General features: G+C 59.4%; 12 protein-coding genes. 8 read left to right on the top strand and 4 right to left on the bottom strand.

From position 1 onward, the window contains the following. Positions 1-210 precede the first annotated feature (210 nt). The gene (locus tag ACQZ5K_RS17375; protein WP_448740948.1) at positions 211-678 is read right to left on the bottom strand and encodes a hypothetical protein; all 468 of its coding nucleotides are present in this window, start codon (positions 676-678) and stop codon (positions 211-213) included. Between the two features lie 185 nt (positions 679-863). On the opposite strand from ACQZ5K_RS17375, the gene ACQZ5K_RS17370 reads away from it, so the two are divergent. Further along, positions 864-1292: a MarR family winged helix-turn-helix transcriptional regulator gene (locus ACQZ5K_RS17370; RefSeq protein WP_448740947.1), complete on the top strand. Its 429-nt coding sequence runs from the start codon at positions 864-866 to the stop codon at positions 1290-1292. A 151-nt stretch (positions 1293-1443) separates the two neighbouring features. Here ACQZ5K_RS17370 and ACQZ5K_RS17365 read toward each other — a convergent pair whose 3' ends face one another. After that, complete coding sequence (locus ACQZ5K_RS17365; protein ID WP_196377706.1) at positions 1444-2727, bottom strand: O-acetylhomoserine aminocarboxypropyltransferase; 1284 nt, start codon at positions 2725-2727, stop codon at positions 1444-1446. 74 nt (positions 2728-2801) lie between these two features. Then, the gene (locus ACQZ5K_RS17360) at positions 2802-3236 is read right to left on the bottom strand and encodes a CoA-binding protein (protein ID WP_020810502.1); all 435 of its coding nucleotides are present in this window, start codon (positions 3234-3236) and stop codon (positions 2802-2804) included. Positions 3237-4142: 906 nt separating this feature from the next. Between ACQZ5K_RS17360 and ACQZ5K_RS17355 the strand changes: the two genes are divergently transcribed. The 6 genes from ACQZ5K_RS17355 (at position 4143) to ACQZ5K_RS17330 (ending at position 9108) form a co-directional block, all read left to right on the top strand. Further along, positions 4143-4979: an EamA family transporter gene (locus ACQZ5K_RS17355; protein WP_080856254.1), complete on the top strand. Its 837-nt coding sequence runs from the start codon at positions 4143-4145 to the stop codon at positions 4977-4979. A gap of 253 nt (positions 4980-5232) precedes the next feature. Further along, positions 5233-5697: a 50S ribosomal protein L13 gene (gene rplM, locus ACQZ5K_RS17350; protein WP_003502335.1), complete on the top strand. Its 465-nt coding sequence runs from the start codon at positions 5233-5235 to the stop codon at positions 5695-5697. A gap of 2 nt (positions 5698-5699) precedes the next feature. Beyond that, positions 5700-6167, top strand: a complete 468-nt coding sequence (gene rpsI, locus ACQZ5K_RS17345) for a 30S ribosomal protein S9 (RefSeq protein WP_003521540.1) — start codon at positions 5700-5702, stop codon at positions 6165-6167. Between the two features lie 131 nt (positions 6168-6298). Continuing rightward, the gene (gene speB, locus ACQZ5K_RS17340; protein WP_003521541.1) at positions 6299-7252 is read left to right on the top strand and encodes an agmatinase; all 954 of its coding nucleotides are present in this window, start codon (positions 6299-6301) and stop codon (positions 7250-7252) included. Positions 7253-7322: 70 nt separating this feature from the next. Further along, positions 7323-8255 (top strand): N-acetyl-gamma-glutamyl-phosphate reductase, encoded by a 933-nt coding sequence (gene argC, locus ACQZ5K_RS17335; protein ID WP_448740946.1) that lies wholly within the window; start codon positions 7323-7325, stop codon positions 8253-8255. Between the two features lie 10 nt (positions 8256-8265). Continuing rightward, positions 8266-9108: an aminoglycoside phosphotransferase family protein gene (locus tag ACQZ5K_RS17330; protein ID WP_448740945.1), complete on the top strand. Its 843-nt coding sequence runs from the start codon at positions 8266-8268 to the stop codon at positions 9106-9108. Between the two features lie 6 nt (positions 9109-9114). On the opposite strand, the gene ACQZ5K_RS17325 is transcribed toward ACQZ5K_RS17330, so the two are convergent. Further along, on the bottom strand, positions 9115-10218 hold the full coding sequence (locus ACQZ5K_RS17325) for a COX15/CtaA family protein (RefSeq protein ID WP_448740951.1): 1104 nt from the start codon (positions 10216-10218) through the stop codon (positions 9115-9117). 143 nt (positions 10219-10361) lie between these two features. On the opposite strand from ACQZ5K_RS17325, the gene ACQZ5K_RS17320 reads away from it, so the two are divergent. Beyond that, the gene (locus ACQZ5K_RS17320; protein ID WP_020811154.1) at positions 10362-10574 is read left to right on the top strand and encodes a DUF2842 domain-containing protein; all 213 of its coding nucleotides are present in this window, start codon (positions 10362-10364) and stop codon (positions 10572-10574) included. The last annotated feature ends 21 nt before the right edge of the window (positions 10575-10595 follow it).

The raw sequence follows: 10595 nt of genomic DNA, 5'->3' as shown, positions 1-10595 counted from the left end.
GCCACAAGATATGACCGCCGGGCCGACAACTATCTGGCAGCACTCAAGCTCGCAGCAATAAGGATATGGATTGCATCATTTAACGAGTCCGCGCCCTAGGCGGATTCGGCGCTTTGAGTAAGATGGTCGCGGGTGAACGGAAGCAGAGCGCCGTTCAACCTGGCACCGAAGTTTTCTCCACAGACCGGTGGAAACCGGCAGCGTACGGGCTCAGTTTCCCGCTGATTTCGCGAGCGCGATGAACAGGAGGATCACCGCAACAAACTCGATGGGAAGTCGCCAGCGGCTCAATCGGACCCATCTGGCCGCAGCATTGGAAGCGGCCGTTGCGTCACCGACCAATCCCGTCTCAAACCGAAGCGCCATTGGGATGAAATATGCAAAGGACCATATCCGCGCCACAAGATGCGCGGCGAGTGCGGACCATATCCAGACGCGAATTGCAGGATGAGCCCATGTCAGCCAGACTGCGAGGAGCAAGGCCACCTCAAACAGCCCGTGAGCGGGACCCCAGAAAAGCTTTCGGTCGATCCCGCCCCGTTCCGGCTGGATCAGCATCGGCTGCGAAGGCCAAACCCTATCGACAAGAAGCGTCTCGTAGATGCCGCCGCCCAGCCCGACGCTCCCAAGAACACCGGCGACGACAATCGCGTGGAAAACCAGCGGATCGAACATCATTCACCCCTTCCAGAAAACGCCTGCGAAAGCATGTTCGGCCAGCACGCATTTTCCACTTTTCGACGCTCGCAGGCGTAAGCGGCACATTTAACGCTGGCGAAATCACATCCGGCCAATTAGCTTGATGACTATCATTTCTTAATTATTGAGATATTCAAATGTCAAGAGATATCCTGGATCGCCGGTTGACCGACGTACTTCACCAGGCAAGCGCGCAATCATTACTCATCAGCCAGTCCATCGCGGCAAAGGCTCGGATGAACACCACCGATCTGGAGTGCCTGGACATCCTTCAGATGCAGGGTCAGGCGAGTGCAGGTGAACTTGCAAGATCGACCGGCCTGACGACCGGAGCGGTGACGGCGCTGCTCGACCGGCTGGAGAAGGCTGGCTTCATAAGACGTTTGCCCGACCCTGCGGATCGTCGGCGCGTGCTGGCAGCCCCTCACCCTGAAAAAATGCGGGAATTGTTTCAGATGTATGCGCCCCTTCAGGCAAAAATGGAGACGCTCTATGGGGAATATGATGAAGAGCAATTGCAGCTCATCATTGGCTTCATGGAAAAATCATGTGCCATTTCGAAGGACTTTATTGGCACTTTGCAGAAGAAATAAGCTGAATGCAGCCGAGCGAGTGGACCTCGCCGCAACGCGCAAATCCGCTGCCGCCGAAAGCACCCTGTTTCCATGGTTTTCCGGCGGCCGCTCAATCACACTTAAATATCACTGGGGTCACGCGGGCACCAAACTCGCGTGAGCCACGACATCAGACCTTGGCGAGCGATTGCTCGAGATCGGCGATGATGTCCTTGACGTCCTCGATGCCGACCGACAGGCGAACCACATCCGGCCCGGCGCCGGCAGCCGTCTGCTGTTCCGGCGTCAGCTGCGCATGGGTGGTGGAGGCCGGGTGGATGACGAGAGAGCGCGTGTCGCCGATATTGGCGAGATGGGAGAAGAGCTGCAGCCCTTCCACCAGCGCCTTGCCGGCCGCATAACCGCCCCTAACGCCGAAGGTGAAGACGGAGCCCGCCCCCTTTGGCGAATAATGCTGCTGGATAGCGTGGTTATCGCTGTCTTCCAGCCCCGCATAATGCACCCAGCCGACCTTGGGGTGCGCCTTCAGCCATTTCGCGACGGCGAGCGCATTGTCGGAATGGCGCTGAACGCGCAGCGGCAGCGTCTCGATGCCGGTCAGGATGAGGAATGCGTTGAAGGGTGAGATCGCCGGGCCGAGGTCACGCAAGCCCAGCACACGGCAGGCGATGGCGAAGGCGAAATTGCCGAAGGTCTGGTGCAGCACGACGCCGGAATATTCCGGCCGGGGCTGTGACAGCGCCGGATATCGGTCCGTCGCGGACCAGTCGAAGGTTCCGCCGTCAACGATGATGCCGCCCATGGAGTTGCCGTGGCCTCCGAGGAATTTCGTCAGCGAATGCAGCACGATATCCGCGCCATGTTCCAGCGGCCGCAGCAGATAGGGGCTCGCCATGGTGTTATCGACGATGAGCGGCAGGCCGTGCCGGTGGGCGACCTCGGCGATTGCGGCGATATCCACGAAAGTACCGCCCGGATTGGCAAGGCTTTCGATGAAGACGGCACGGGTGCGCTCATCGATCTGCGCCTCGAAGCTGGCCGGATCGGTGGCGTCGGCCCAGCGGACCTGCCAGTCGAAGCCCTTGAAGGCATGGCCGAACTGGTTGATCGAGCCGCCATAGAGCTGGCGGGCGGCGACGAAATTGTCGCCGGATTGCAGTAGCGTATGGAAGACCAGCAATTGCGCGGCATGGCCGGACGCGACGGCAAGTGCGGCCGTGCCGCCCTCAAGTGCTGCCACGCGCTCTTCCAGAACCGCCTGGGTGGGGTTCATGATGCGGGTGTAGATATTGCCGAACTCTTTCAATCCGAACAGGGCGGCGGCGTGATCGGCGTCGCGGAAAGCATAGGCCGTGGTCTGATAGATGGGTGTGGCACGCGCGCCGGTGGTCGGATCGGGTTGCGCGCCCGCATGAACGGCCAGCGTCGAAAACCCGGGATTGCTGCTCGGCATGATATTTCCTCCAATTGGAATTTCGGAGGGATCATAATGCCTTGCCGCCAAATGGTAAGTCCGATCCGTACCAACTATCGCACAATATTGAGACGCGGATACTCAATTGCAGGACAACGGTCCATTACGACTTCCATACCGTAGGCTTCCGCCTTGGCGGCGGCATTGTCATCGCGAACGGAAAGCTGGCCCCAGATTACCGATGGCCGCTCCGGCAGCAATATCGCCTCCTCGACGATTGCCGACAAATATTCCGGCGCCCGGAAAACGTCGATCATGTCCACCGGCTCGGGAATATCGGCGAGTTTGGCATAGACCTTCTGCCCCAATATCTCCTTGCCTGCCTGACCGGGATTGACCGGAAACACACGATACCCCCTGGACAGCAGGAAGCGCATCACGCCGTGGCTCGGCCTGTCCGGGTTGGGCGAAGCACCGAGCAGGGCGATGGTTTTGACATCGGTCAGAATTTTTCTGAGGTAGTCGGGCTCGTAACTATCATGCTGCATGTCAACTTATCCCTTCTGGAGCGTCGCATGGTTTGAAGAATACCAATGCAGGTGCGCCATTTGAAAGCGCCGCGAGCATAGCGTCTCCTGCATAATTCCACCGACACATTCCTGACGCTACCGGTTGCGTCCGCCCTTCCATCTAGGAAGGTTCTTCGCTCTCTTGAACCCCTGCCCGGCTGAAAAATTGCAGCTACGGCAGACACCTCGCCGCGCAGTGGCACGTTTTCGCCCGCGCAAAATGATTTCACCAAACGCCGGAATGCCGGTTGTACTGACTATTTTTGTCCAGTTTTCAAAATGACGCGAATTGCCGCAAATAAGGGCTCAAACAACATTAGCGTGCAATTCATGCGCTCTTCGTCTCCTGTTTGTTTTCATTCCGTTCACAGGAAAATTAGGGACGTCTAATTTTCAGAAAGTTATTCTGTAAATCAATCAACATACAAATCTGCAACGTTACAGTCGCCAATTCGTGTAAGGTATGAAATTTCTTTTCACGCACGCCCTCGCCGGATTGATACACTTTGCGCCCGAAGCGGCATGGCGCACTGGACGCTAATATTTGACAAATCTGGTAGTATTTTTAGCGAAAATTCGTCGTGAGGCGAAACCATAAGCTGTGCGCCGGACGCTCATGCGTCCATCTGACGGATGAAATCATGAGCAGAACGCCATATCGCCCCGGCGCAAAATCATTCCCCGGCGTCATGACATGCACAAAGCATAAATTTTACGCGCGTTGCAGTATCCGCTGCGATCACAGGCCGTTTGCGGGCGGTTCCACGGGCGCAAAACGCGTGCTTGAACAATCTGGAAAGGCTTACCGCCCGTACCGAAAATCGATTCCGGTTTTCAAGCCGATGCTGTAGGTTGCCCAGAGTAGCCCGCGAGCGAGTCTCTATTGTGACATTTGACATTCTTCTTCTGGTGCTCCTGGGGGCGATGCTGCATGCCGGATGGAATGCGCTGGTCAAGGCCGGATCCGACAAATCGCTGGATGCCTCGCTGATCGCGGCGGGCGCTGCGGCCTGTTCGCTGCCGTTTCTGCCTTTCCTGCCATTTCCAGCTCCGGTCGCCATTCCTTTTCTGATCGCTTCGGCCGTTCTGCAATTCGCCTATTTCCGGCTCGTCGCCGCCGCCTATACGATCGGCGACATCGGCCTTGTCTACCCCGTCATGCGCGGCGTGGCGCCCCTGATCGTCGCGGCGACGAGCAGCCTGTTCCTGAGCGAGATTTTAAGCCCGCTGGCCCTTGCCGGCATCGCCGTCATCTCCGGCGGCATTCTGACGCTCGCTTTCGAGGCGCGGCGCGGTGGCGGAAAGGCGATCATGGTCGCCCTGCTCAACGCCTTCGTGATCGCATCCTACACCTTCGTCGACGGTGTCGGCGCAAGGCTTTCCGGCAACGCCATCTCCTATACGCTGTGGATGTCGCTTCTGCCGCCCGTGCTGCTTTTCGGCTTTGCCTTCTACCAGCGCGGCGTGGGCCCGGTCGCGGACCATGTCCGGCGCAACTGGTGGCGTGGCCTGATCGGCGGCGGCGGCTCCATTCTCTCCTACGGGCTGGCGCTCTACGCCATGACCAAGGCGCCCGTCGCCGTCGTCGCGGCACTCCGGGAAACCTCCATTCTCTTTGCGCTGGTGATCTCCGTGGTGATCCTGAAAGAACGCGCCAGCATCTGGCGTTATCTTGCCGGAGGCATCATTGCGGCGGGCGTTCTGGTGATGCGACTGGGGTAAAACGGGGCCGCTGGATGAGGTAAAATAATACCCCATTATCAAGTCATTGTTTTTGCTATCTTATTTTTGCGACCTCCAGAATCCGTCATATTGACGCTTTCGCTCGCGCACCGTATAAGCGCGCCAGATCGGATTCCAGCCGGAATAGGGTCATTTGCGGTTGCCCCTGGCGGCAATCAAACCAAGCAACAAGAAACGCCCGTATGCTCTTATTTAAAAGAGGATGCCGGGTCCACGTTAGAAAGTGAAATCCATGTCTACTTTCGTTCAGAAGCCTGCTGAGGTGGAGAAGAAGTGGGTCATCATCGACGCCGAAGGCCTCGTTGTTGGTCGCCTCGCCACCATCGTTGCAACCCGCCTGCGCGGCAAGCACAAGGCTACCTACACCCCCCACGTTGATGATGGCGACAACGTCATCGTTATCAACGCGGAAAAGGTTGCCTTCACCGGCAACAAGTACTCCGACAAGAAGTACTACTGGCACACCGGTCACCCGGGTGGCATCAAGGAGCGTACGGCTCGCCAGATCATCGAAGGCCGCTTCCCGGAGCGCGTCGTTGAAAAGGCCATCGAGCGCATGATCCCGCGCGGCCCGCTCGGCCGTCGCCAGATGAAGAACCTGCGCGTTTACGCCGGCTCGAACCATCCGCACGAAGCACAGCAGCCCACCGTTCTCGACGTGGCCGCGCTTAACAAGAAGAACGTAAGGAGCGCCTGATAATGGCCGATCTTTCCTCTCTGAAAGACCTCGCCCCGGCATCGGAAGCTTCGGCTCCCGTGCATGTCCGCAAGGTTGACACCCTCGGCCGCTCCTACGCGACCGGCAAGCGCAAGAACGCCGTAGCCCGCGTATGGGTGAAGGCCGGTTCTGGCAAGATCATCATCAACGGCCGCGATTTCACCACGTATTTCGCACGTCCGGTTCTGCAGATGATCCTTCAGCAGCCGATCGTCGCCGCTGCCCGCACGGGTCAGTTCGACATCATCGCCACCGTTGCCGGTGGTGGTCTGTCCGGTCAGGCCGGCGCCGTTCGTCACGGTCTGTCCAAGGCCCTCACCTACTTCGAACCGGGCCTGCGCTCCGTTCTGAAGAAGGGTGGCTTCCTGACCCGCGATAGCCGCGTTGTCGAGCGTAAGAAGTACGGCAAGGCCAAGGCCCGCCGTTCGTTCCAGTTCTCGAAGCGCTAATCGCTTCCACGAACGGTTCGTTCAGAACTTCGAAAGGCGGGGCTTCGGCTCCGCCTTTTTTTCATGATCGCCTCCCTTGTTTTTTCAGCAGGAAGACAGCAACCTCGGCGCAAATCGCAATGGGGTGATCAATGCCGTCCAAAACCATCGACCATGCCTTCACCGCAACGACCCTGACATCGGCCGCCACCGACCCGACCCATGCGGGCGTCCTCTCCTTCATGCGGCGCAAATATACCAAGAACCTCAAGGGCGTATCGACGGCCATCTGGGGCATTCCTTTCGATGCGGCCACCTCCAATCGGCCGGGCGCCCGTTTCGGGCCGCAGGCGATCCGCCGCGCCTCGGCGATCTTCGACAATGACCCGCAATATCCCTTCGCGCGCGATCTTTTCGCCCATATGCCGACCATCGACTATGGCGACTGTCTGCTCGACTATGGCAATCACTGGAAAACGCCTGATACAATCGAAAAGGAAGCGCGCCGGATCATCTCCAAGACGGATTACCTGCTGACGCTCGGCGGCGATCACTTCATTACCTGGCCGCTTTTGAAGGCGCATGTGGCCAAGCATGGGCCGCTGGCGCTGGTGCAGTTCGATGCGCATCAGGACACCTGGTTCGACGACGGCAAGCGCATCGACCACGGCTCCTTCGTGGCGCGCGCCGTGCGCGATGGCCTGATCGACCCCGACCGCTCGATCCAGATCGGCATCCGCACCCATGCGCCTGACGATTTCGGCATCCGCATTCTCCACGGTTACGAGGTGGAGGAAATGCGGGCAGGCGATATCGCTTCGCTGATCGTCAAGCACACGGCCGGCATGCCCGCCTATCTGACCTTCGATATCGATTGCCTCGATCCCGCCTTCGCGCCGGGAACCGGAACGCCGGTGGCCGGTGGGCCGACCAGCGCTAAAATTCTCTCCGTTCTGCGCGGGCTTGGCCAGCTCGATATTCGCGGCTCGGACGTCGTGGAAGTCGCACCCGCATACGACCATGCCGATATTACCGCCATTGCCGGAGCCACCGTTGCAATGTATATGCTTGGCCTGCGTGCCGAACGGCTGGCCAAGGCCGGCTGACAACACGGCTACAACTTAGAAAACTGATTCTGATTACCCTCGCAACCCTTTGAAAAGTCAGGACAAGGACATGACAGCGAAGATCTTCATCGATGGCGAACACGGCACCACGGGTCTGCAGATCCGCACGCGCCTTGCCGGTCGCCGCGATATTGAGCTGCTGTCCATACCCGAAGCCGAGCGCCGCAATGCGGCGATGCGCGAGGATATGCTCAACAATGCCGACATTTCGATCCTCTGCCTGCCGGACGATGCTTCCCGGGAAGCCGTCTCGATGGTGGCCGGCAATAACAATGTCCGCATCATCGATACCTCGACCGCCTATCGCGTCCATCAGGACTGGGCCTATGGCTTCGCCGAAATGGATAAGGAACAGGGCGAGAAGGTTCGTTCCGCCCGTCTCGTCGCCAATCCGGGCTGCTACCCGACCGGCGCGATCGCGCTTCTGCGCCCGCTGCGCACCGCAGGCCTGCTGCCCGACGGTTATCCGGTCAGCGTCAATGCGGTTTCCGGTTATACCGGCGGCGGCAAGCAGATGATCGCGCAGATGGAAGACCAGAGCCGCGATGACGCCATCAGCGCCAATAATTTCCTTTATGGCCTGACGCTCAAGCACAAGCACGTGCCGGAAATGACCATTCATGGCCAGCTCGACCGCGCACCGCTGTTTTCGCCCTCCGTCGGGCGTTTCCCGCAGGGCATGATCGTGCAGGTGCCGCTGTTTGCCGCCGACCTGAAGGAAGGCGCGACCGTCGAAACGATCCATGCGGCGCTGACTGCCCACTATGCGGGACAGGACATCGTCAATGTGGTGCCGCTTGCCGAAAGCAAGGGGCTCGCGCGCATCGATGCCGAGGAACTGGCAGGTAAGGACACGATGAAGCTCTTCGTCTTCGGTACGCCAGGCGGCGAACACATCAACCTCGTCGCGCTGCTGGACAATCTCGGTAAGGGCGCATCCGGTGCTGCCGTGCAGAACATGGAACTGATGCTCTCCGCATGAGAGTTATCTCATGACCACCACCCCATCTTTTCCGGCCTCGTGGAATATCGAGGCCGCGAAACCTATTGCCGATACGCCGGCCGGGGTGGTCTACGAGCTTACGCGCGGCGACGGCTCCCTTGCCGTCGCCAAGGTTCTGAAAAAGAAAGTATTGAAGGACAACCTTCGCGGCGCGGATTTCATCGCATGGCGCGCCGGCATCGGCTGCGTGGAACTGCTCGACCGCTCCGACGATATTCTGCTGATGGAACATGCCGGTACGGAGACCCTGCGCGACGTGCTGTTTCGCGACGGCAACGACGATGCCACCACGGAAATTGCCGCCGATGTCCTGCTCAAATATCATCAGCCATCGCAGCAACCGCCGCCTTCAAGCCTGCTGACGCTGCCGCTCTATTTCGAGAGCCTGTTCCGCAAGGCCGAACAGGACCGTACCGACGGCGTGGACAGCCCCTATATCGAGGCGGCCACGCTGGCGCAGGCACTGATCGACCGACAACTGGATGTGAAGCCGCTGCACGGCGATCTGCATCACGAGAACATCATGCGCAGTGAACGCGGCTGGATCATCATCGACCCGGCCGGCCTGATCGGCGACGCGGCGCTCGATGTCGCCAACATGTTCTCCAATCCGCTCGACCGTTTCGACCTTACCCGCAGCGAGGCGCGCATCGCCTCCATGGCGACGACCTTTGCGAAGGCTCTGCAACGGGACGAAAGGCTATTGCTGCAATACGCCTTTGCCTATGGCTGCCTTTCTGCCGCGTGGCACGAAGAGGACGGCAATGCGGAGGAACGCGACAACGAACTCGCCGTCGCGGCCACCATCAAAACGGTGCTCGGGCAGTTCTAAGCCGCCTCAGTCCCTGACTTCGATCACAACGGGCGCCGGATATTCGCCGATGAAACCGCGCCAGTGGGCGACGGCGAAACCAAGCACGATCAGCGCCATGCCCTGATGGGCGAGCGCGACATGAATATCCACATGCATCAAAAGCGTGGTGATACCGAGCGCCGCCTGAATGGAGACGAGCACGAAGAACAGCACGGCGCGGCGAGCATGCGGTGTATTAGGCAAGGCGCGGGCCATAGACACCATATGCCACAGCGTGGCGGCAAACAGCGTATAGGCGCCGAGGCGGTGGACGAATTGCACCGTCTTGGGGTTCTCGAAGAGGTTGATCCACCACGGCTGTTGCAGGAAGAGATCGCCAGGCACCAGCGAACCGTCCATCAGCGGCCAGGTATTGTAGGAAAGGCCGGCATTCAGCCCCGCCACCAATGCGCCGAGATAAATCTGGAAGAGACAGAGCACCGTCAGCAGCGCGGCAAAGCCCCTGCCCGTCTTTTCGTCGGCGGCCTCGGGGGAATGATGCGACAGCCCGCGCAAAATCCACATACAGCCCGCAAAGATGAGGCAGGCGATGGTCAGATGCGTGGCAAGGCGATATTGCGAGACATCCGTGCGGTTGACGAGGCCGGAAGAGACCATCCACCAGCCGATGAAACCCTGAAAGCCGCCAAGCGCCAGAAGGCCGACCAGCGGCAGGCGCAGGCGCTTTTCGACGCGGCCGGTGAGCCAGAAGAAAGCAAGCGGCAGGGCGAAGATGACGCCGATGGTGCGGGCAAGCAGGCGATGCGCCCATTCCCACCAGAAAATCGTCTTGAACTCGTCGAGCGACATGCCCTTGTTGATTTCCTGATATTGGGGAATGCGCTTGTAAAGCTGAAACTCCTCTTCCCATTCGGCGACTGAAAGCGGCGGAATGGCGCCGTGGATCGGCTTCCATTCGGTAATCGACAGGCCGGATTCGGTAAGCCGCGTGGCGCCGCCGACGAGGACCAGACAGAAGAGCGTGAAAAGCACGACGCGCAGCCAGATGCGCAGCAGGCAGCGGTCCTTCTCCTGTTTCTGCAGGGCAGCCTCCACCACCATTTCCGCAGAACCATTTGCCATCGTCATGCCGCTCGAACGCATCTTTCAGGTCTCCCTCATACAGTCATGTTGATTAGCCCCAACCGGCACCACAAAACAAGGCCTCAGGGTTTGCGGCATGCGGTCGCGGCGCTATAGTCCCGCACAGATACTCAATGACGGAAGACTTCATGCACCCTCGCCTCAGATCGCTTATCGGCACCATCGTCATCATCTGCCTCGTCGTCGTTTACGCCGTGGTGGCGACGGCCATTGCATCGGCGGCGCTGGCGCAATCGCCGTGGTGGGTGCATCTCGCTTATTTCGTGCTGACCGGAATCTTGTGGGTTCTGCCGGCGATGCTGATCATCAAATGGATGGCCGGACCCAAAAAGCAGGGTTAAGCGCCGACCTTTGCATGACAC

Source organism: Agrobacterium sp. 22-226-1 (genome assembly GCF_053522345.1).
The sequence above is the reverse complement of the archived record's forward strand: the minus strand, read 5'-3'. Positions and strand labels throughout refer to the sequence as shown.

Coding starts and splice junctions, on each gene's coding strand:
- speB (WP_003521541.1), top strand. CDS start 6,299: ATGCCGTCCAAAACCATCGACCATGCCTTCACCGCAACGACCCTGACA.
- rplM (WP_003502335.1), top strand. CDS start 5,233: ATGTCTACTTTCGTTCAGAAGCCTGCTGAGGTGGAGAAGAAGTGGGTC.
- ACQZ5K_RS17330 (WP_448740945.1), top strand. CDS start 8,266: ATGACCACCACCCCATCTTTTCCGGCCTCGTGGAATATCGAGGCCGCG.
- ACQZ5K_RS17325 (WP_448740951.1), bottom strand. CDS start 10,218: ATGACGATGGCAAATGGTTCTGCGGAAATGGTGGTGGAGGCTGCCCTG.
- rpsI (WP_003521540.1), top strand. CDS start 5,700: ATGGCCGATCTTTCCTCTCTGAAAGACCTCGCCCCGGCATCGGAAGCT.
- ACQZ5K_RS17360 (WP_020810502.1), bottom strand. CDS start 3,236: ATGCAGCATGATAGTTACGAGCCCGACTACCTCAGAAAAATTCTGACC.
- argC (WP_448740946.1), top strand. CDS start 7,323: ATGACAGCGAAGATCTTCATCGATGGCGAACACGGCACCACGGGTCTG.
- ACQZ5K_RS17365 (WP_196377706.1), bottom strand. CDS start 2,727: ATGCCGAGCAGCAATCCCGGGTTTTCGACGCTGGCCGTTCATGCGGGC.
- ACQZ5K_RS17375 (WP_448740948.1), bottom strand. CDS start 678: ATGATGTTCGATCCGCTGGTTTTCCACGCGATTGTCGTCGCCGGTGTT.
- ACQZ5K_RS17320 (WP_020811154.1), top strand. CDS start 10,362: ATGCACCCTCGCCTCAGATCGCTTATCGGCACCATCGTCATCATCTGC.